The organism is Ferrovibrio sp. (assembly GCF_017994015.1).
Taxonomy (GTDB): domain Bacteria; phylum Pseudomonadota; class Alphaproteobacteria; order Ferrovibrionales; family Ferrovibrionaceae; genus Ferrovibrio.
Genome location: NZ_JAGOLP010000014.1, coordinates 66,294 through 85,543 on the forward strand (window position 1 = coordinate 66,294; position 19,250 = coordinate 85,543).

A 19,250-nucleotide genomic window follows, 5' to 3' on the forward strand; every position below is an offset into this window, starting at 1 on the left:
CGCGCCTCTCAGAGCTTCGCCATCGCGACGGCGGTGTCCGACATGCGGTTGGAGAAGCCCCACTCGTTATCGTACCAGCTCAGCACACGCACCAGATTGCCATCCATCACCTGGGTTTGCAGCAGGTCGAAGGTGGAGGAATTCGGATTGTGGTTGAAGTCGCTGGAAACCAGCGGGTCGTTATTCACACCCAGCACACCCTTCAGCTTGCCATTGGCAGCGGCGATGATGGCGGCATTCACTTCTTCCTTGGTGGTGGCGCGCTTGGCCACGATCTTCAGGTCGATCAGCGACACATTCGGGGTCGGCACGCGGATCGCGGTGCCATCCAGCTTGCCCTTCAGTTCCGGCAGCACCAAGCCCACCGCCTTGGCGGCGCCGGTGGTGGTGGGGATCATGCTCAGCGCGGCGGCGCGGGCGCGATAGAGATCCTTGTGCATGGTGTCCAGCGTCGGCTGGTCGCCGGTATAAGCATGGATCGTGGTCATGTAACCCTTCTCGATGCCCACCAGTTCGTTCAGCACCTGGGCCACCGGCGCCAGGCAGTTGGTGGTGCAGGAGGCATTCGAAACCACGGTGTGTTCCGGCTTCAGCTTGTCGTGGTTCACGCCGTAAACCACGGTCAGGTCGGCATCATTGCCCGGGGCCGAGATCAGCACCTTGCGGGCGCCGGCTTCCAGATGCAGGGCCGCCTTGGCGCGGTCGGTGAAGATGCCGGTGCATTCCAGGGCGATATCCACGCCCAGGGCCTTCCAGGGCAGCTTGGCCGGATCGCGCTCGGCGGTCACCTTGATGGCGCCGCGGCCCACATCGATGCTGTCGCCGGCCACGGTGACGGTGCCGTTGAAGCGGCCATGCACGCTGTCATAGCGGAACAGATGCGCATTGGTTTCCACCGGGCCGAGATCGTTGATGCCCACAACTTCGATATCGGTGCGGCCCGATTCGATAATGGCGCGCAGCACATTGCGCCCGATGCGACCAAAACCGTTAATGGCAACGCGAACCGTCATCTTACGTCTCCGAGAGAGCTGACGCGGGCCGGCCGAATATGACCCGCGATGGGGTGATGGGGAGTTTTCGCGTGTGGATGTAGCGGCTTTGGCCCCCAACCGCAAGGCGGCGGCGCCTGATAAAGCGGCATTCCGCCCTCGGAAGCGGCTGGATCGGCCTTGCGTTGCCGGCCGGCTCGGCTAAAGTCGGCGCCAGTTGTCTAAGTACATGAAATCGGGGGATTTCCATGACCATGTTGTTACGCTGCCTGTTGCTGGCGGGCTTTTCGCTTGGGATATTGGCCGCTATGCCGGCCCAGGCGCAGTATCAGAGCCAGTATCCGCAGTATCAGACGCAATACCCGGCGCAATATCCCGGACAGGCGCAGCCGCGTCAGCAGGCTCCCGCCGGCCCGGTTTATGCTCAATCCACCCAGGCGCCACAGCCTAATGCCATGCTGCCCGCCGGCAAGCCGGCTGCGGCCGACGATCCGGCCTTCTGGGCCTTTTCGGCTGGCTGGTTTGATCTGAACAAGCAGAAGGATCAGGCTGTTGAAGGCCGCATCGAATATCGCGCGGCGGAAAAGTACTGGATTTTCAAGCCCTTCGGCGGCGTGATGGCGACCTCTGACGGCGCCGTGCATGGCTTTGCCGGAGTGTTGACGGATTTCTATTTCGGCCGCCGCTGGGTGGTCACCCCCAGCTTCGCCCCTGGCCTGTATTACGAAGGCGATGGCAAACATATCTCCAACGGCATCCAGTTCCGCTCGCAGCTTGAGATCAGCTACCGTTTCGATGATCGCTCGCGCCTTGGCCTCAGCTTCAACCACATCTCCAATGCCGGCATCCGCGACCCCAATCCAGGCTCGGAAAGCCTGGCCCTGACCTACGCCATCCCGACGGATAAGCTGTTCAAGTGGTAATTTTTTGTAGCCGGGCCTGATGGCTCGGCTCAAAACCCGAATAACCCCGGATCGTAGCCCAGGCGGCGCCACAGCTCGGCGGGGTGTTCGCCGCTTTGCCGCCGTGCGCGCAGGCTGGGGGCATTGTGGCGTTTGGCCAGGCGTTCGCCATTGGCATCATGCAGCAGCGGGTGATGCGCATAATCCGGCGTTGCCAGGCCGAACAAGGCTTGCAGCAGGCGGTGCAGCGGTGTGGCGGCCATCAGGTCGATAGCACGGGTCACCAGGGTCACGCCCTGGTGGGCATCATCCAGTGTGACGCAGAGATGATAGCTGGCGGGGATTTCCTTGCGCGCCAGCACCGGATCGCCAATGGTTTTTTGCAGGCTTTGCAGTGTGACGCTGTGTCGGCCATGGACCTGATCCTGCCAAAACAGCGCAGGCAGGCCGGCGAAAGCGGCGGCAAGATCGAGCCGCAGGGCATAGTTTTCACCCGCCGCGATGCGGGCGGCGCGCTGATCGGTAGAAAGATGCCGGCAGGTGCCGGGATAGAGCGCGGCGCCATCCTCGGCATGCGGCGCGCCGCCGATGCGGGCGATCTCGGCCAGCACCTGCTTGCGGGTGCAGAAACACGGATAGAGCAGGCCGCGCCGGGTCAGGTCGTCCAGCGCCCGGCCATAGTCGGCGAAATGCTCGGATTGCCGCCGCACCGGCTGTTCCCAGGTCAGACCGAGCCAGGCCAGGTCTTCCAGTAAGGCCGCTTCGAATTCGGGCCGGCAGCGGGTGCTATCAATATCCTCGATGCGCAGCAGGAAGCGGCCGCCCGCCTGCACAGCCCGGGTATAGGCGAAACCGGCGGAAAAGGCATGGCCCTCATGCAGCAGCCCGGTCGGGCTGGGCGCGAAACGGGTGACAATCGGGTTTGCTATAGGCAAGTTTCCATTCATGGAGAACAAGCTATGACAAAGCCGCCCGTGCTTGTGAAGCCGGATAAGCGCGCCCGCACACTCGCCGCCCTGGCCGAACTCTGCGCCCGTGAGCCACGTTTCGCCCGCGCGCTGGAATTGTGCGGGTTTGTTGCCGACCGGCGCCGGCCAGCGGATTTTGCCAATCTCTGCCGCATCATTGTTGAACAGCAGGTTTCGGTGGCCTCGGCGGCGGCAATCTGGCGCCGGGTGCTGGAAGCCGTGCAGCCATTCGAGGCCGCCACGCTGCTGGCGCAGGAAGAGGCGGTGTTGCTGGGCTGCGGCCTGAGTCGGCCGAAGCTGCGTTACTTGCGCGAAATCGCCGTGGCGGTGCAAAGCGGTGCGCTGGCTTTGCACGAATTGCCCGGCCTGCCGGATCATCAGGTGCAGGCGCAGCTCACTGCGGTAAAGGGCATCGGGCGCTGGACGGCGGAAATTTTCCTGTTATTTGCGCTTGATCGCAGCGATATCTGGCCGGCGCATGACGTGGCCTTGCAGGAAGCGGCGAAAAGGCTGTTCAACATGCGGGCCAGGCCGGATGTGAAAAGAATGGACAAGCTGGCGCAGAAATGGCGGCCACATCGCGGCGTCGCGGCGCGGCTGCTATGGCGCTATTATAGTGTGACCAATCAAAAGCAGGTGCCGTAATGACCCAGCCGTCTCGACCGCTTGATGGCCGCTCGCTTGATGGGCCACGCCTGCCGCCCGCCAAAGGCCCGGCCCGGCAATTGGTGGTGCTGTTGCATGGCTATGGCGCTGATGGCAACGACCTGATCGAGCTGGCCAGCCATTGGCGGCGTGACTTGCCCGGCGCCGCCTTTGTGGCGCCGCATGCGCCGACATTGGTGCCGGGGGCAGCCGGCGGGCGGCAATGGTTCGGCCTCAATGACTATGACCCCGACATGCTGCGGCGCGATCCGCATCGCGCCGGTGGCATCTATGAAAAGCTGCTGGCCGGCGCCGAGCAGGCCGCGCCCCTGCTGCACGGTTTCCTGGCCGCCGAAATGCAGCGCCATGGCGTGGCGCCTGCCAAGCTGGCGCTGGTCGGGTTCAGCCAGGGCACCATGATGGCGCTGCATGTCGGCCTGCGGCTGGCTGTGGCGCCCGGCGCTATCCTGGGGTTTTCCGGCGCGCTGGTGGGGGCTGGCCGGCTGAAGGATGAAGCGAAAGGCCGGCCGCCGGTGTTGCTGGTGCATGGCTCGGCCGACGACATCGTGCCGATGGATGCCTTGTTCGACAGCCTGAATGGCCTGGGTGCTGCCGATATCCCGGCGCGCTGGCATCTCTGCCTCGGCCTGCCGCATGCCATAGACCCGGAGGGGTTGCGGCTGGGCGGGCAATTCCTCGCGCAATCGCTGTAGCGCGGCCCTCGACAAAATAAGGTGGTTGTCACGGGGCCGTAACGCATCATATTGTATTGTCTGAACATTCGAGTTTACGACCACTTTGGTGCAACGCCGTGGGAGTGATCTGAGGATGGTGCCAGACAATTGTCCGGCTTTGGTTTTGAACGCGGATTACCAGCCGCTCTCCTATTTCCCGCTTTCGGTCTGGCCGTGGCAGGAAGTGGTGAAAGCGGTGTGTATGGACCGTGTCACCATTTTGTCCGAATACGATCAGGAAATCCGCAGCCCAAGCTTTCGCATGCGGCTGCCCAGCGTGGTGGCGCTGAAGCGCTATATCCAGCCGGCGCGGCGTCCGGCTTTCACCCGGTTTAACCTGTTCCTGCGTGATCGTTTCACCTGCCAGTATTGTGGCAGCCGGCATGAACTGACCTTTGATCATGTGATCCCGCGGTCACGCGGCGGCCTGACCCGCTGGGACAATGTGGTGGCAGCCTGCGCGCCGTGTAATCTGCGCAAGGGCGGTCGCATGCCGCGTGAATGCAATATGTTGCCGCGCATGGCGCCGCATGTGCCCAGCGTGCAGGAATTGCAGCAGAATGGCCGCGCCTTTCCGCCCAACCACCTGCACCAATCCTGGCGCGACTATCTCTATTGGGATAGCGAACTGGAGCCGTAACGGCTTAGACCCGCTCTGATAGCCAGATTGCGGCGCGGGTGGCGGCTTTCACACCCTGGCTCAGCGCCGGATAGGCCGGGGCTTCAGTTGCGCCCTCGGCGCGGGCGATGTCGCGATGCTCAATTTCCTCGGCACGGAACTGCTCGATCAGCGCCACCAGTTCCGGCTCGGCCTTGCCCTCGGCGGCCAGGCCTTCCAGGGTTTCAAGCTGGCGCGTGTAATGCGCGTCGATCACTTCCTCCACCGCCTCGGTGCAGGCCATGGCGGCCTTCTCGCCGAGCAGGGCAGTGGCGGCGCCGAGCGCAAAGCCGGCAGCATGCCAGAGCGGGCCGAGCAAGGTGGGCCGGGCGCGGCGCTGCGGCAGCAGGCGGTCAAAGGCGGCAAGATGCTGGCGCTCCTGCTCGGCCATGTGGCGGATGGTGGGCGCCGAGGGGGCATGTTTCAGCACCGCAAGCTGGCCTTCATAGATGCGCTTGGCGCCATATTCGCCGGCATGATCCACCCGCAGGATGCGGTCGATGATCTGGGCCGGGGTCAGGTCGCCGGGCAGGCGCGGTTTGCTGTTGCTCATGGCGTCATCGCCTTTCGGGCCGAAAGCAGGGCCAGCACGGCAAGCAGGCTGGCCCAGAGCATGTTCCAGCCGGCCATGCTGAGGCCGAGGAAACTGAAGGCGGCTTCATCGCAGCGCACGATGGGCGCGGCCAGCACCTGGGCGCGCAGGGCTTCCAGCGTGGTGGCAGTGCCGCCGCCGCCGCAGCTTTCCAGCCCGGCCCACCATTTCATCTCCACGCCGGTATGAAACAGGGCGATGCCGGCAGTGGTGGCAAAGGCCAGCGCCAGCAAAGCCAGCAGCAACGGCCGGGCGCGGGGCAGCTTCCAGGCCAGAAGGCCGAGCAGGATGGCAACGGCATAGGGCCAGCGCTGCCACAGGCAAAGCTGGCACGGCGCCAGGCCAAAACCATATTGCGCCACAAAGGCGGCGCCGAGCGTGATGGCACTGAGCAGGGCTAAGGCGGGACCGGCGAAAACGGCAGAGAGATGGGCTTGCATGAGCCAATTGTAGCGCCGCCATCGCCGCTTCGGAAAGGGCCGCGGCCGATTGCCAAAGGCGCGTCGCTAAAATGTGAATACTCTAAAACGCCTGCGGCCCGGCATTGCTGCCGGGCCGCTTCGGTATTTGCTATCCTGCCAGTCTTACTGGCAGGCGAGGCATTCTTCGTAATTCACCGCTTCGCGCGGGCCGCCACCGCTTGCCAGCACGGTTTCCAGCGCCAGTTCGCCTTGCGGCCGTTCATGCTCGTTGACGCGGCCCACCACCGGGATCGCCAGGGTGACTACGCTGGCGGCGGTGGCCGGCATTGTCTGCGGCGCGCCGGTATTCTGGCCCGACACTTTCTCGGCGCGCTGGATCGATAGCGAGCGGCAGTAATACAGGCTCTTCACGCCCTTCTTCCATGCCTGGAAGTGAATCTGGTGCAGGTCACGCTTATGCACATTGGCAGCCAGGAAGATGTTCAGGCTCTGCGCCTGGCAGATATAGGGCGTGCGATCGGCGGCCAGATCGATCAGCCAGCGCTGATCCAGCTCAAACGCGGTCTTGTACACGGCCTTTTCGTCTTCCGAGAGGAAGTCGAGATGCTGCACCGAGCCATCATTGACGGTGATCGACGACCAGGTTTCCTCGTTGTTGCGGCCATAGGCTTCCAGCACCTTTTCCAGATGCGGGCTGCGCACGCTGAACGAACCGGACAGGGTCTTGTGCGTGAAGGCATTGGCCACATTCGGCTCGATGCCCGGGCTGGCGCCGCCGGCAATGATCGAGATCGAGGCGGTGGGGGCGATGGCGATCTTATGCGAGAAGCGCTCCATGATGCCATATTCCTTGGCATCCTCGCAGGGGCCGCGCTCTTCCGCCAGCTTGCGCGAGGCCGCGTCGGCCTGCTCTTTCACATGCTTGAAGATGGTGCGGTTCCACACCTTGGCCATCACACTTTCCCACGGCACGCCATTGGCTTGCAGGAAGGAATGGAAGCCCATCACGCCCAGGCCAACCGAGCGTTCGCGCATCGCCGCATAGCGGGCGCGCTCCATGCTGTCGGGCGCGGTGCGGATGAAGTCGCTCAGCACGTTGTCGAGGAAGCGCAGGCAATCCTCGATCAGATGCGGATCGTCCTTCCAGTCATGGAAATACTCCAGATTGAGCGACGACAGGCAGCAGACCGCCGTGCGCTGCTTGCCATGATGGTCGATGCCGGTGGGCAGCGTAATCTCGCTGCACAGGTTCGAGGTTTTTACCCGCAGGCCGGCCAGCTTGTGATGCTCGGGCAGGGCGCGGTTCACATGGTCGATATTGACGATATAGGGCTCGCCGGTCTCGATGCGGGCGGTGAGGATACGCACCCACAGCGCACGCGCCGACACGGTTTTCTGCACCGTGCGGTCATGCGGGCTGCGCAATTCCCAGATATCGTCCTTCTCCACGGCGCGCATGAAGGCATCCGAGATCAGCAGGCCGTTATGCAGGTTGAGCGCCTTGCGGTTCGGGTCGCCGCCGGTCGGGCGGCGGATTTCGATGAATTCCTCGATCTCCGGGTGATCCACCGGCAGATAGACCGCCGCCGAGCCGCGGCGCAGCGAACCCTGGCTGATCGCCAGGGTGAGGCTGTCCATCACGCGGATGAACGGAATGATGCCCGAAGTTTTGCCATTCTGCCCGACCTTCTCGCCGATCGAACGCAGGTTGCCCCAATAGCTGCCGATACCGCCACCGCGCGCCGCCAGCCAGACATTCTCGTTCCACAGCCCGACAATGCCATCCAGGCTGTCAGACGCTTCGTTGAGGAAGCAGGAAATCGGCAGGCCGCGATTGGTGCCGCCATTCGACAGCACCGGGGTGGCCGGCATGAACCAGAGCTTGGAAATGTAATCATACATGCGCTGGCCATGCGCCGTGTCGTCGGCATAATGGCTGGCCACGCGGGCAAAGAGGTCTTGGTAGCTTTCGCCGGGCAGCAGGTAGCGGTCGTCAAGCGTTGCCTTGCCGAAATCGGTCAGCAGGCGATCGCGCTGGCGGTCCATCTCGATGCGAATGCCACGTTCAGTTTGCAGCGTGTTCAGCACGGCTGGTTTCCCTTCAAAGTCCTGCGGGGTCCGATGCAGAATCGGTCTCCCCGCACAGAATGCGATTGCAACGTCTGCTGGTCTGGCCAGCACTAAATCTTGTCTTTCGCTCGCCGGTCTATGCGCGGTCGCCGCGCTCACCAGAACGTCCGAAAAGCCGGTTTCTCCGCTGCTTTCAGACTGTCGCGGCGCCCCCACTCGGCATAACCCCGACGAACACTAGATATGGTAGCCACTCTTAACAGACCGTCAACAGGATGTGGACTTAATCCTGTAAAAAATCCCTCTTGACGATCCAGCCAATGCGTGGGCAAGCCCATTTTACTGCGTGTCGCAGCATTCATGGCAGTGTAAAATAATCTCGCTGTGGAAGCTGGGGATAACCTCAACATCTATAAAAATGCACCGCACGGGCGAGCAGGCCTGCCAATAGCGCCCGTCGAACGATCAGAGTTTTATCCACAGGTGCAAATCAGGTTTGGGTTGCGGCTGAATCGACGCCCCGGCGGCAGGCACGCAAACGTCGCATTAACCATTCCGCTCTAGGCTGAAGGGTGGATAAGACTGCGTATTGTGTTGCACAGCCTGGAATTGCTGCTTCAATGCAGAAACGGGCTTGGGCGGGAGAGATTGGCATGCTGATCAAACATCCACGGGCGGATATGGCTGTGGCAGCGCAAAAGGCGGCCGCTGCGGCCGAGGCGGCGCAAGGCCGCGCCGAGCAGGAAGCGGTGGAGCTGATCGGGATGCCCCGGCTGGAGCGCCAGCGCCGCCTGCTGGTGATGATCGGTGCCGGTATCAGCCTGTTCTGGCTCGGGCTATGCGCCAGCTATATCCAAGTATCGATTGGCTGGAGCAATCTTTGGCAGGCGCTGCCGCATGAAATTGGCGCTTTTGCCGCGGGTGTGGCCACGCCGCTGGCTTTCCTGTGGCTTGTGCTGATGACGCTGTGGCGCGGCAGCAATGTGAAGCGCCACGCTGCCGCCCTGCACCAGATATTGCTGGACCTGACCTATCCCACGCCTGAGGCCGAGCGCCGGGTGTCGGCTTTGGCCAATGCCCTGCGGCGCCAGGCGCGCGAGATGGAGGAGGCGGCGCAGAGCGCCACCGAGAAGGTGACATTGCTGGGCCAGAGCATGGCCGGCCAGCAGGAGGCTTTGCTGGGCACGGCGCGCGGCATCGGCAGCGCCGTGGCCGAGCAGACCGGCGAATTGAACCGCACCCTGGGCAATTCGACGCGCCAGTTGATCGCCATGGCCGAGCAGGTCAACCGCGACCTCGATAGCACCGTGAAGGGCCTGGCTGGCCGTTTTGAGGAACAATCCGGCGTGTTGCTGCAAGCCGCCGAGCAGGTTGGCCGCGAGATGGAGAACAAGGTCTCCGGCATCGGCATGACCGTGACCACGCAATCCCAGGCCTTGCTACAGGCCGCCGATGTGATCCTGCGCGAAGTGGAAACCGCGCGCAGCATCTTCCAGAGCAAGGCATCTGAAATCACCCGCATCACCTCGGCGATCCAGTATCAGAATGACCGGGTGGAGGAATTGTCGCGCAAACATGGCGACCTGCTGGATCAGGCGGTGCAGCGCGCCGCCGAAGTGGCGCAAGGCATCGCAGCACAGCTTGAGCTGAAGATCACGGCGCTGGAGCAGGCGGTCAGCCGGGCCAACGAACAGGCCAGCCAGATCGCCACCGGCTTTGCCGATTCGGCGCATACCCTGACCTCGGCGGCTGAATTGACCGTGGCCCGCGCCCATGCGGCCGGCGAAAGTTTTGGCCGCGAAACCAACGCTTTCCAGTCGGCAACCAAATACGCCATCGAAACGGCGGAAGCTGCCGGCATTGTGATACGCGAGCGTATGCGCGAGGTGGAACAGACCACCAGCACCACCATCATCAAGCTGCGCGATGTGGGCGAGGCGGTGCGTTCTGAAGTCGGCATGCTGGACGATCAAGGCGGCCGCATCGCCGACCGCCTGCGCAATGCCAGCGACGACATGCGCAGTCGCACCCTGGCGCTGGAAGCCGCCAGTGCCAGCGCCGGCCGTCAGGCCGAGAACTTTGCCGAAGCCGCCGCCCAGGCCGAGCAGCGCCTGCGCCTGACCGGCGATCTGGTGCGGCATCAGACCGAGCAATTGAGCCAGGCCGCCGAACTGGCCGATCAGCGCCTGGCCGGTGCCGGCGACAGCATGCGCCGCGAAGGTGCCAGCCTGAGCCAGAGCATGCAGCAACTGGCCGACAAGGCGCAGCAGATTGGCGATACCATGAAGCTGCGCGCCCAGGCGCTGGATGGCGCCGCCAGCGCGGTGCTGAACAAATCCGGCCAGGCCGACGATATGCTGCGCCAGCGCGTTGAAAGCCTGGTGCAGGCCGGCCGCGAGGCCATGGCAATGGCCGCCAGCGTGCATGAAACCATGTCGGAAGCCAATCATCTGCTGGCCCAGGCCACGCAGCGCAGCCATGAACAGGTAGGCGAGGCCGGCAGTCTGCTGCGGCATCAGGCCGAGGCGCTGGAAGCCACCGTGGGCAGCATCACTAAGCGGCTGGCCGATACCGGCACCGAAGTACGCGAACAGGTGGATGGCCTTGATCGGGCCACGCAGCGCACCTCGCAGCGGCTGCGCGATGCCGGCGAGAGCGCCGGCCAGGATGCGCTGCAATTGCAAACCGCCGCCGAACGCGCCGTGCAGCGTCTGCATCAGGTGTCGGAAATGGCCCAGGTGCAGGCCCAGGCGCTGTCCACCAGCGCCGAACGCGCCGCCATGGAAGCCCAGCTTGCCGGCTCGACGGCGCAGGCCCGCGCCAAGGATCTGTCCGATCTGGCGGTGCAGGTGGCCGAGGCGATGGCCAGTCTGGCGCAGCGCGCCGACATGCAGAGCGCCGCTTTGGTCAACATGAGCGACAAGGCCAAGCAGGAAGCCGAGGCATTGTCGAGCACTGCCGACCGCGCCAAGCAGAATATCGATCTGGCCGGCGAGACCGCCAAGGCGCGCAGCGAGGAATTGTCGGATGCGGCGCGCAATGTGGTGGGCCGCACGCTTGATCTGCGCGACACGATCCACGATCAGGCCGGCGCGCTCACCGATCTGGCGCGCGAGCTTAACCGCCAGGCCGAAACCATCCGCGAGAATTTCCGGGGCCGCGTGCAGGAACTGGCCGAGGCTTCGGATACCGCTGCCGCCAAGACGGTCCATATCGGCGAAAGCCTGCGCCGCCAGGCGCAGGAAGTGGCCAAGGTTTCCGACGAGGCCGTGGCGCGTGTTGCCCAGGTTGGCGCCACCTTCGATGCCCGGGCGCGCGAGATCAATCTTGCCGTGGGCGATGCCTCGGCCAGTATCGAGGATGCGTCCGAGACGCTGCGCAGCCGCACCCGCGAATTGGCCAATATCGTCGAAGACGCGATGAAGCAGACCGACCGCATGAGCGATGGTTTCCGCCGCCATGCCGACGAGGTTGATCTGCGCGCCGGCCGCACCTCGGAAAAGGTCGCAGAGATCAACGAGCGGCTTGGCCGTACCGCCACCGAATTCTCGGCCCTGACCGACCGCGCCAGTGCGCGCGCCGCCGAGACTTCGGAAATCCTCGCCCGCCGGGCGCAGGAATTGTCATCCGCCGCCGCCAAGGCAGCCAGCGAAGCCGCCAATGCCGAGGCCAGCCTCAAGGCCGATGCGATTGCCCTGGCCGATGCAGCCCGCACCGCCAGCGTGGAAGCAGAGTCGCTGCGCAAGGCCACGGCGGCATTCCGTGGCGAGCAGTTCCTCAAGACCGCCGCCTTCATCACCGGGCATCTCAATTCGCTCGCCATCGACATCACGCGGCTGCTCAACCGCGACCTGTCGGAAGATTTGTGGCGCCGCTACTACAAGGGCGAACGTGGCCTGTTCACGCGCAAGCTGATCGACCAGCGCGACCTCGACAAGATCAAGGCGAAATACGAGGGCGAGAACGAATTCCGCGATTACATTGATCGTTATCTGGCGGAATTTGAGCGCGTGCTGGCCGGCGCCAAGGGGGTTGAGCATGAGGAATTGCTCACCTCGGCCTTTGTCACCGCCGATATCGGCAAGGTCTATCTGCTGCTGCGCGAAGCGGTCGGCAAAATCCGCCATAATTGAGGCCGCATGCCACTGACTGACTGGATCGGGCGCCAGGAAAGCGCCACCGACATCCTGCGCGCCGAGCCGGTGCGCGCCCTGGCTGCGGCGCTGGATCAGCCTATGGCAGAGTGGCAGGCCGGCGCTGCCTTGCCGCCCCTGCGCCACTGGCTCAGTTTCTGGGCCATCGCGCCGCGCAGCGGCCTGGGCCGTGACGGCCATCCCCGGCTGGGTGGGTTCCTGCCCGATGTCGGCGCCCATTGGGGCCGCCCGGCGCGCCGCATGTGGGCCGGCAGCCGGGTGGAATTCCATGCCGCGCTGGCGCTGGATGCGCCGGCCAGTCGCGTTGCCACCATCGAGGCGGTAAGCGAAAAACATGGCCGCAGCGGCGGGCTGGTCTTTGTCACCGTGCGGCAGGAAATCAGCGATGCGACCGGCCGGCTCTGCATCACGGATCGGCATGACATCGTGTATCGCGAGGATGGCAGCAGCCAGACCCAGCCTGAGCCGGCGCCGGCCGATCACTCTGCCGAACTGGTATTCAACGCCGATCCCACCCTGCTATTCCGCTATTCGGCGCTCACCTTCAACGGCCATCGCATTCACTATGATCGCGATTATGCCCGCGCTGTGGAGGGGTATGCCGGGCTGGTGGTGCATGGCCCGCTGCTGGCCACCTTGCTGGCGGATTTCGCCGTTGCGCAGCAGCCGCAGAAACGCCTGGCACAATTCAGCTTCCGCGGTCGCCGCCCGGTGATTGATGGCCAGCCATTCCGGCTGCGCGCCAAGGCAATGCCGGATCGGAACGATACGCTGGCGCTGTGGATCATGGATGCCGAAGGCATGCTGGCGATGACCGCCGAGGCGGTGTTCGCATGAGTGATGAAGCGGCTGAAGCGATGCTGCCCGCCGGCTTTGAGCCGCTGGTGATCCGCAGCGGCTTTGTTGGCCTGATCGGGCCGTTTTACATCCGACGCCCAAGTGAGAGCGCGGCCGATGACGTGGCCTATGGTTTCCGCACCCGCGCCGCGCATGGCAATGTGAATGGCGTGCTGCATGGCGGCTCGATTTTCGCTTTCGCCGACACGATTGCCGGGCAATACATCATCGCCCAGCTTGGCCGGGTTTGCGCCACCATCTCGATGACCTCGAATTTCATGGCCTCGGGCCAGCCCGGCGCCTGGCTCGAAGCCCGGCCGCGCCTGGTCAAGGCAACCCGCTCGCTCTGTTATGTCACGGTGGATATCACCGCCGATGCCGTGCCGGTTTATGGCGCCAATGCCGTGTTCAAGCTATTCGGCCCGGTCGCCGGCCAGCCAGCGGAAGGTGGGGTTTAGAAACGATCCTGTGCGCCATGCCACAGGCGCAGGATGCGGATTTCATTTTCGCCGCTTATCTCATAGATCATCACATAGGGCGATATGATCACCAGCTCCCTGGTTCCCGGGATCAAGCCTGGACGGCCACGATGCGGGAACAGCGTCAGGCTGTCTGCTGCGAGCAATAATTCCTGCGCCATGCGGGCGGCAGCAAGAGGATTCTCCGCCGCAATGTAATGGAGAATGCGTTGGAGGTCGTTGCGCGCTGATTCCAGCCAGATGACTTGTGGCGGGCTTTCAGCCATGCCGCTGGTTCAGGGCTGCAATTTACGAGCTGGTGGCGGCGGTGCCGAGAAGTCGCCCTCGGCTGCTTGCAGCAGCCAACGTCGCATTATCTCATGCGGCACGCCATGCGTATCGGCGCGGGCTTGCGCCACGGCGCTGGCCAGTGCTTCCGCTTCGGCCTTGTCATGCAGCAATGCGGGGGGCAGCTTGTTCATGAGGCGAGTATAACACACAGGCGGAAAGCGCAAACCACTTGTGTTAACCCAGCGCCAGCCGCATCAGCGCCACGGCGGCAACGCCGGCGGCGGCGCCCAGCATGTCATGCCCGCTGAAGCGCATGGTGAGATAGGCGGCGGCAAAGCCGGCCCATTCCGCCGGGCCGGCATTCAGCGCCACCGGGGCCAGGATGGCACCCATGATCGCCATCGGGATCGATTGCAGCCAGGCTTCCACCCAGGGGCCGGGCTTGACGAAGCGCATCATCCAGAAGCCGCTGGCACGGCAGAAATACGACATCGCCGCCATCGCCAGGATGGCCATCAGGGCGTCATGGGAGATCAGTTCGGCCATGATTATGCCGCTGCCTGCCGGGCGCGGTGGCGTTTCCAGAACGCGCCGAAGATGCTGCCGGCCAAGGCGCCGACCACGATATACCATTGCCCGGGCAGCAGCTTGGCGGCCAGGATGGCGCTGCCGCCGCCAACCAGGAACGGCCAGGCATCGTCGCGGCCGCGCCACATCGCCACCGCCATCGCGGTGCAGAAGGCGGTGAGCAGGAAATCCAGCCCGAGCGATTTGGGCGAGCCGACCAGGTTGCCGAGCAGGTAGCCCAGCAATGTGCCGCCGCACCAGACCAGATATTGCGTGGCGCCGCTGCCAAACAGGAAGCCGCCTTGCAGCTTGCCCTCGGCATGCATACGCATTGCCATGATCCAGTTGCCATCGCCCAGCATGAACAGGCTGAGATAGGCCTGGCCCGCCGGCATGCTGCCCAGCACCGGGCGCAGCGAGGCGCTCATCAGCACATAACGCGCATTCATGGCAAACACCGTGGCCAGCATGGCCAGGATCGGGAAGGGCGATTGCCAGAGCTGCAAGGCCACCACCTGGCCCGAGCCGGTGAAGATCAGCGCGCTCATCAGGAAAGCGGCGGCAAGCCCGGTCTCTGCCGTGCGCGCCAGCACGCCGAAGCCGACGCCATAGGCGAACACACCCGGCACCAGCGCCCAGGAGATGCGGGCGCCGTCCAGCGCGCCGCGCCAGGTCAGGGTGAGGGGGGCTTGTGACATTTGCAGAGCGCTATACCGGTTAAACCGGCTTGTCCACCCAGAAGCGGAAGCAATTGGCAAACAGATCGGGGTTCTGGCGTTCGAATTCGGCCCAATGCGCCAGATTCACCGCCTGTGGGTCATCGGGATAGGCGGCGCAGTAGCTGCGCAGATGGGCCGATTCGCTCAGTTCAAAGCCGAGGAAGCGCAGGCCGGCATTGGCTACCAGCGGCCCAAGCTGCTCCGGAAAATAGCGGTGTTCCTGGCGATGAAATACCAGGTCGCGGAAATCCGGCAGGCTGAGAAAGGCGCTGGAGCGGCGCAGGCGCGCTTCCAGCGCCGCATCCAGGCGCGGCAGATCGGCGCGGAAGCGGCGGATATCGTCCGGGGTATCGCGATAGCCATGCTCGGCAATCAGGTGGCGCGCCGCCACCACGTCGCGTCGGCCCACTTCGCTGTAAAGCCCCAGCATCATGTAGCCGCCCGGCTTGAGCAGCTTGGCCAGTTGCGCCAGGCCGGCGGCGGGATCGCGCAGATGATGCAGCACGCCAAAGCTTTCAATCAGGTCAAAACGCTGCGGCAGGGCGCCCACTTGCAGGATGTCGGCCTGGGCAAAGGTGATGTTGTTGAAGCCCAATTCCTCGGCTTGGCGCTTGCCATAAGCCAGGCTGGCGCGGCTGAGATCCAGCGCCAGTACCTGGGCATCGCGGTAATTGGTGGCGGCCAGGATGGCATGCAGCCCGGTGCCGCAGCCGGCCACCAGCACTTGCGGCGCGGCCACGGTGATATCCGGCAGGCGCTGGCGCGGCAGCGACGAGCGCACCACCTGGCCCATCGTGGCATCGGCGCCCAGAAGTGGCTGGCTCCAGCGCGGAAACGGGCTTTCCTCATACATCTCGCGCACATGCCGGCTGGTGGCATCCTCAATCGGCGTCAGTGCCGGCAAAGCTGCGGCAATCGCCTGTTCGCGCAAGGGTTCGTCCAGTTGGCGGCGGCGCAGATCGCGCAAGCCGGCCGGCCAGCGCAAGGCTGCCAGGGCAGCGGCATCCGGGCGGCGATAGAGTGGCCGATAGCAGGCATAAATCGCCAGATGCCCGGGCGGCGGCAGGCTGCCGGCGGCGATGGCGGCGGCGATTTGCTGGTCCAGCAGCGCCAGCCTTTCGCGTTCCTCGGCGGTTTCCGGGTCCAGGTAATCGGCGTGGAAATTACGCTGCGCCAGCGCTTCCAGCCACACTTCATGTGGCTCCAGCGCCAGCGGCTTGCCGATCACCAGCCACAGCGCGCCACGGCGCAACGCCGTGAAGATCGATTCCAGCACTGCCAGGCCCACAATGCCATGGCGCAGCCAGGCCAGCAGGGTGCGGTTCTCGCCCAATGGCGGGAAGGCGGGGGAAAACATGAAAGCCGCCAGCTTTTCCGGCGGTACCTCGCCGGCTTTTTTCAGCGTGCGGATGCCGATATCAAAACGCAGCGCGTTTTCCACCACCCCGGCCAGGTCGCGCGGGCTGATCCCGGGTGCGCCGAGCAACGGCAGCACGCGGTCCAGCAACGCGGGATCAGGCTGCTTCAGCTTGTAGCGCCGCAGCGCGCGGGCATAGATCAGGCGGATACGCTGGTCATCCGGGCGCAAATCCAGCGCCTTGCCCAAGGCTGCCATGGTGGCGGTGATGTCGCCGCGCTCCATCTCGACATAGCCCAGCGTGAACAGCAATTCCGGGTTTTCGGCCTCATAGGTCAGGCCCTGATACAGCACGGCGCGTGCGGATTCCGGGTCCTGTTCGGCCATGAACACCTTGGCCAGCAGGGCATAGGTATCCACATGGGCGGGGTTGAGGCCCAAAGCTGCGCCGCAACTGGCCTTGGCGCCGGCCACATCGCCACGCCCAAGCTGCGCCTGGGCCAGCGTCAGATGGTAATTCTCAAAATGGAAATCCAGCGTTATGGCCTGCCGTGCCAGGTCTTCGGCGCGCGCCAGCTCGCCACGATGCAAGGCGATATAGGCCAGCATATGCACGGCATCGGCCATTGTCGGCGCTTGGTGCAGGATGGCCTGGGTCAGCCGCTCGGCTTCGTCGAAACGCTGCGCATTGGCCGCTTTCAGCGCGGCGCGCAACAGGGGCAGCAGATGGGCCTGGGCGGCAATGGCATCGGGGCTGGGCAGCGGCATGACGGCACTTTACTGGTTATGCCGCAGAATATCCCGCATTGCCGGTAAACAAAACGCAAAGCCCGGCCTGGATTGGCTCCAGGCCGGGCGGCGTCGACAGCTCGCGTTACTTGGCCGGCAGATCAAACAGCAGGATTTCCGAGCCTTCTTCGGCCAGGATTTCCGCAGCTTCCACCTTGAACACCGCCATGCCGTCGCGGGTGCCCAAAGTGGTGCCGTTCACCGTGGCGGTGCCGTCGGCCACCACCACATAGGCGATGCGGCCTTCCGGCAGCGCATGCACCACCTTGTCGCCCTTAGCCAGCAGGGCGCCATACAGCGTGGCATCCTGATGGATGAGCAGGGTTTCCGGGTTGGATTCCCGCACCGCCGTCTCGCCGGAAGCCAGCGGCACCAGCCGCCCGGCGCGATCATCCTTGGGGAACTGGGCCTGCGCCCAGCGCGGCTTCAACCCGCCCTGGCGCGGTTCCACCCAGATCTGGAACAGATGGGTCGGCTCATTCTCCTCGTTCCACTCGGCATGCATGATGCCGGTGCCGGCACTCATCACCTGCACATCGCCGGCCGGGGTGCGGCCGCGATTGCCCAGACTATCCTCATGGCTGATGGCGCCGCGCCGCACATAGGTGATGATCTCCATGTCGCGGTGGCCATGCATCGGGAAGCCGGAATGTGGCTTGATATGATCGTCGTTCCACACCCGCAGCGGCCCGAAAGCGAAGCCCATCGGCGCGGCAACGCCGGAGAAGTTGAAATGGAAGCGGCTGTCGAGCCAGTCGTTGCCGAAGCGGCCCAGACGGTCGAAGGGAATGGCGACGTTCATGACACTACTCCTGTCTCCCGGCTCCACCCAATGCGGAGCCGGGAATTTGCTGTGGGTTAATCCTGCACTACTTGGCCAGCTTGGCGGCGATGCCCGCCACATGCTTGCCCTGGAACTTGGCCATCGCCAGTTCCTGTGCGTTCGGCTGGCGCGAGCCATCCGGGCCGGCAATGGTGGCGGCGCCATAGGGCGAGCCGCCCTTGACCACGCTCAGATCCATCGATTCCGGGATGGCATAGGGGGTGCCAACCACCACGAAGCCGTGATGCAGCAGAGTGGTGTGGAAGCTCAGGATGGTGGATTCATTGCCGCCGCCAACACCGGTGGAGGTGAACACGCTGCCAACCTTGCCCACCAGGGCGCCCTTCATCCACAGCGCGCCGGTCTGGTCCAGGAAGCTGCGCATCTGGCTGCTCATCATGCCGAAGCGGGTCGGGGTGCCGAAGATGATGGCGTCATATTCGGGCAGTTCGTCCACGGTGGCGATCGGCGCCGCCTGTTCCCACTTGCCATGGGCGGCCTTGAAGGCGGCTTCCGGCATGGTTTCGGGCACGCGCTTGATCACCACGTCGGCGCCGGCTTCACGGGCGCCCTCGGCAATCGTCTGCGCCATGGTTTCGATATGGCCATACATCGAATGGTAGAGAACCAGAACTTTGGTCATCGTAATTATCTCCTTGCGGTCCTGTCCCGCCGCCAGAGCGGCGTCGGACAAGCAGCAATCTAAGCTTTCAAAATTCAGAAACAATATTATACTTGGAACAAGATTGTTTCATATTAGTGGATAATAGCCGCGATGGACTACCTGGCCGATCTGGCGGTTTTTGCCCGCGTTGTTGAGCAGAAAAGCTTCACCGCCGCCGCCGCCTCGTTGCGGCTGTCAAAATCCGCGGTTTCCAAGCAGATTGCCCGGCTGGAACAGCATCTCGGCACCCAGCTTCTGCAACGCACCACGCGCCGGCTGCAACTGACCGAAACCGGCCGCATCGTGCAGGCCCATGCCGAACGTCTGCTGGCCGAGGCCCAGGCGGTGGAAGCCGCGGTGCAGAATCTCCAGGAAGCGCCGCGCGGATTGCTCAAAGTCAACCTGCCGATGAGTTTCGGGCTGTCCCATGTGGCGCCTTTGCTGCCGGAATTGCTGGCGCAATGCCCTGATCTGAAGATCGAGGCCAGCTTCAATGACCGTCGCGTCGATCTGCTGGAAGAGGATGTGGATGCGGCGATCCGCATCGGCGCGCTGGCTGATTCCAGCCTTAATGCGCGCCGCCTGGCGCCGGCCCGGGTGGTTTATGC

The 19,250-nt window shown here is 64.2% G+C and carries 20 protein-coding genes; 8 read left to right on the forward strand and 12 right to left on the reverse strand.

Features of this window, described 5'->3' with window-relative positions:
* Positions 1–8: 8 nt before the first annotated feature.
* Positions 9–1,013, reverse strand: a complete 1,005-nt coding sequence (gap, locus tag KBB36_RS09765; protein WP_290979477.1) for a type I glyceraldehyde-3-phosphate dehydrogenase — start codon at positions 1,011–1,013, stop codon at positions 9–11.
* A gap of 227 nt (positions 1,014–1,240) precedes the next feature.
* Here gap and KBB36_RS09770 point away from each other — a divergent pair, with 227 nt between their 5' ends.
* Complete coding sequence (locus KBB36_RS09770) at positions 1,241–1,915, forward strand: acyloxyacyl hydrolase (protein ID WP_290979480.1); 675 nt, start codon at positions 1,241–1,243, stop codon at positions 1,913–1,915.
* A 29-nt stretch (positions 1,916–1,944) separates the two neighbouring features.
* On the opposite strand, the gene gluQRS is transcribed toward KBB36_RS09770, so the two are convergent.
* Positions 1,945–2,823 carry a tRNA glutamyl-Q(34) synthetase GluQRS gene (gluQRS, locus tag KBB36_RS09775; protein WP_290979542.1) on the reverse strand — a complete coding sequence of 293 codons (879 nt, stop codon included), beginning with the start codon at positions 2,821–2,823 and terminating at the stop codon, positions 1,945–1,947.
* A gap of 30 nt (positions 2,824–2,853) precedes the next feature.
* On the opposite strand from gluQRS, the gene KBB36_RS09780 reads away from it, so the two are divergent.
* From KBB36_RS09780 to KBB36_RS09790, 3 genes are all read left to right on the forward strand, one after another.
* Complete coding sequence (locus KBB36_RS09780; RefSeq protein WP_290979483.1) at positions 2,854–3,507, forward strand: DNA-3-methyladenine glycosylase 2 family protein; 654 nt, start codon at positions 2,854–2,856, stop codon at positions 3,505–3,507.
* Positions 3,507–4,220, forward strand: a complete 714-nt coding sequence (locus KBB36_RS09785; RefSeq protein WP_290979486.1) for a phospholipase — start codon at positions 3,507–3,509, stop codon at positions 4,218–4,220. Before KBB36_RS09780 ends, KBB36_RS09785 begins: the two co-directional genes overlap by 1 nt.
* Positions 4,221–4,335: 115 nt before the next feature.
* A complete protein-coding gene (locus KBB36_RS09790; RefSeq protein WP_290979489.1) occupies positions 4,336–4,881 on the forward strand; it encodes an HNH endonuclease in 546 nt (181 codons plus the stop codon).
* 4 nt (positions 4,882–4,885) lie between these two features.
* On the opposite strand, the gene KBB36_RS09795 is transcribed toward KBB36_RS09790, so the two are convergent.
* The 3 genes from KBB36_RS09795 to KBB36_RS09805 all read right to left on the reverse strand — a co-directional run bounded on the left by KBB36_RS09795 (position 4,886) and on the right by KBB36_RS09805 (position 8,001).
* Positions 4,886–5,452, reverse strand: coding sequence for a demethoxyubiquinone hydroxylase family protein (locus KBB36_RS09795; RefSeq protein WP_290979492.1), 567 nt, complete (start codon positions 5,450–5,452; stop codon positions 4,886–4,888).
* Positions 5,449–5,931: a disulfide bond formation protein B gene (locus KBB36_RS09800; protein ID WP_290979495.1), complete on the reverse strand. Its 483-nt coding sequence runs from the start codon at positions 5,929–5,931 to the stop codon at positions 5,449–5,451. Before KBB36_RS09800 ends, KBB36_RS09795 begins: the two co-directional genes overlap by 4 nt.
* A 144-nt stretch (positions 5,932–6,075) precedes the next feature.
* Complete coding sequence (locus KBB36_RS09805; protein WP_290979498.1) at positions 6,076–8,001, reverse strand: ribonucleoside-diphosphate reductase subunit alpha; 1,926 nt, start codon at positions 7,999–8,001, stop codon at positions 6,076–6,078.
* 635 nt (positions 8,002–8,636) lie between these two features.
* Between KBB36_RS09805 and KBB36_RS09810 the strand changes: the two genes are divergently transcribed.
* The 3 genes from KBB36_RS09810 to KBB36_RS09820 are packed head-to-tail and all read left to right on the forward strand — an operon-like array spanning position 8,637 to position 13,432.
* The gene (locus KBB36_RS09810) at positions 8,637–12,116 is read left to right on the forward strand and encodes a hypothetical protein (protein WP_290979501.1); all 3,480 of its coding nucleotides are present in this window, start codon (positions 8,637–8,639) and stop codon (positions 12,114–12,116) included.
* A gap of 6 nt (positions 12,117–12,122) precedes the next feature.
* Positions 12,123–12,974 (forward strand): acyl-CoA dehydrogenase, encoded by an 852-nt coding sequence (locus tag KBB36_RS09815; RefSeq protein ID WP_290979504.1) that lies wholly within the window; start codon positions 12,123–12,125, stop codon positions 12,972–12,974.
* Positions 12,971–13,432: a PaaI family thioesterase gene (locus KBB36_RS09820; RefSeq protein ID WP_290979506.1), complete on the forward strand. Its 462-nt coding sequence runs from the start codon at positions 12,971–12,973 to the stop codon at positions 13,430–13,432. The genes KBB36_RS09815 and KBB36_RS09820 overlap by 4 nt, the downstream gene beginning before the upstream one ends.
* Here KBB36_RS09820 and KBB36_RS09825 read toward each other — a convergent pair.
* From KBB36_RS09825 to wrbA, 7 genes are all read right to left on the reverse strand, one after another.
* On the reverse strand, positions 13,429–13,719 hold the full coding sequence (locus KBB36_RS09825) for a type II toxin-antitoxin system RelE/ParE family toxin (protein ID WP_290979509.1): 291 nt from the start codon (positions 13,717–13,719) through the stop codon (positions 13,429–13,431). The two genes, KBB36_RS09820 and KBB36_RS09825, sit on opposite strands and share 4 nt — an antisense overlap.
* A gap of 9 nt (positions 13,720–13,728) precedes the next feature.
* Complete coding sequence (locus KBB36_RS09830; protein ID WP_290979512.1) at positions 13,729–13,914, reverse strand: hypothetical protein; 186 nt, start codon at positions 13,912–13,914, stop codon at positions 13,729–13,731.
* A gap of 43 nt (positions 13,915–13,957) precedes the next feature.
* Entirely contained in the window at positions 13,958–14,269 is a 312-nt protein-coding gene (locus tag KBB36_RS09835; RefSeq protein WP_290979521.1) for an AzlD domain-containing protein, read from the reverse strand.
* Between the two features lie 2 nt (positions 14,270–14,271).
* Entirely contained in the window at positions 14,272–14,988 is a 717-nt protein-coding gene (locus KBB36_RS09840) for an AzlC family ABC transporter permease (RefSeq protein ID WP_290979524.1), read from the reverse strand.
* Between the two features lie 19 nt (positions 14,989–15,007).
* A complete protein-coding gene (locus tag KBB36_RS09845; protein WP_290979526.1) occupies positions 15,008–17,134 on the reverse strand; it encodes a methyltransferase domain-containing protein in 2,127 nt (708 codons plus the stop codon).
* Between the two features lie 106 nt (positions 17,135–17,240).
* Positions 17,241–17,957 carry a pirin family protein gene (locus tag KBB36_RS09850; protein ID WP_290979530.1) on the reverse strand — a complete coding sequence of 239 codons (717 nt, stop codon included), beginning with the start codon at positions 17,955–17,957 and terminating at the stop codon, positions 17,241–17,243.
* A gap of 67 nt (positions 17,958–18,024) precedes the next feature.
* The gene (wrbA, locus tag KBB36_RS09855; RefSeq protein WP_290979533.1) at positions 18,025–18,621 is read right to left on the reverse strand and encodes an NAD(P)H:quinone oxidoreductase; all 597 of its coding nucleotides are present in this window, start codon (positions 18,619–18,621) and stop codon (positions 18,025–18,027) included.
* A 132-nt stretch (positions 18,622–18,753) separates the two neighbouring features.
* On the opposite strand from wrbA, the gene KBB36_RS09860 reads away from it, so the two are divergent.
* Positions 18,754–19,250: LysR family transcriptional regulator (locus KBB36_RS09860; RefSeq protein WP_290979536.1), on the forward strand; the 497-nt coding region annotated here is incomplete at its 3' end.

What these genes read in the sequence shown, in the direction of transcription:
- KBB36_RS09830 (WP_290979512.1), bottom strand. Translation starts at nt 13,914, where the DNA reads ATGAACAAGCTGCCCCCCGCATTGCTGCATGACAAGGCCGAAGCGGAA.
- KBB36_RS09825 (WP_290979509.1), bottom strand. Translation starts at nt 13,719, where the DNA reads ATGGCTGAAAGCCCGCCACAAGTCATCTGGCTGGAATCAGCGCGCAAC.
- KBB36_RS09770 (WP_290979480.1), top strand. Translation starts at nt 1,241, where the DNA reads ATGACCATGTTGTTACGCTGCCTGTTGCTGGCGGGCTTTTCGCTTGGG.
- KBB36_RS09840 (WP_290979524.1), bottom strand. Translation starts at nt 14,988, where the DNA reads ATGTCACAAGCCCCCCTCACCCTGACCTGGCGCGGCGCGCTGGACGGC.
- KBB36_RS09820 (WP_290979506.1), top strand. Translation starts at nt 12,971, where the DNA reads ATGAGTGATGAAGCGGCTGAAGCGATGCTGCCCGCCGGCTTTGAGCCG.
- KBB36_RS09785 (WP_290979486.1), top strand. Translation starts at nt 3,507, where the DNA reads ATGACCCAGCCGTCTCGACCGCTTGATGGCCGCTCGCTTGATGGGCCA.
- KBB36_RS09780 (WP_290979483.1), top strand. Translation starts at nt 2,854, where the DNA reads ATGACAAAGCCGCCCGTGCTTGTGAAGCCGGATAAGCGCGCCCGCACA.
- gap (WP_290979477.1), bottom strand. Translation starts at nt 1,013, where the DNA reads ATGACGGTTCGCGTTGCCATTAACGGTTTTGGTCGCATCGGGCGCAAT.
- KBB36_RS09815 (WP_290979504.1), top strand. Translation starts at nt 12,123, where the DNA reads ATGCCACTGACTGACTGGATCGGGCGCCAGGAAAGCGCCACCGACATC.
- KBB36_RS09835 (WP_290979521.1), bottom strand. Translation starts at nt 14,269, where the DNA reads ATGGCCGAACTGATCTCCCATGACGCCCTGATGGCCATCCTGGCGATG.
- KBB36_RS09790 (WP_290979489.1), top strand. Translation starts at nt 4,336, where the DNA reads ATGGTGCCAGACAATTGTCCGGCTTTGGTTTTGAACGCGGATTACCAG.
- KBB36_RS09800 (WP_290979495.1), bottom strand. Translation starts at nt 5,931, where the DNA reads ATGCAAGCCCATCTCTCTGCCGTTTTCGCCGGTCCCGCCTTAGCCCTG.
- wrbA (WP_290979533.1), bottom strand. Translation starts at nt 18,621, where the DNA reads ATGACCAAAGTTCTGGTTCTCTACCATTCGATGTATGGCCATATCGAA.
- KBB36_RS09850 (WP_290979530.1), bottom strand. Translation starts at nt 17,957, where the DNA reads ATGAACGTCGCCATTCCCTTCGACCGTCTGGGCCGCTTCGGCAACGAC.
- KBB36_RS09845 (WP_290979526.1), bottom strand. Translation starts at nt 17,134, where the DNA reads ATGCCGCTGCCCAGCCCCGATGCCATTGCCGCCCAGGCCCATCTGCTG.
- KBB36_RS09810 (WP_290979501.1), top strand. Translation starts at nt 8,637, where the DNA reads ATGCTGATCAAACATCCACGGGCGGATATGGCTGTGGCAGCGCAAAAG.
- KBB36_RS09795 (WP_290979492.1), bottom strand. Translation starts at nt 5,452, where the DNA reads ATGAGCAACAGCAAACCGCGCCTGCCCGGCGACCTGACCCCGGCCCAG.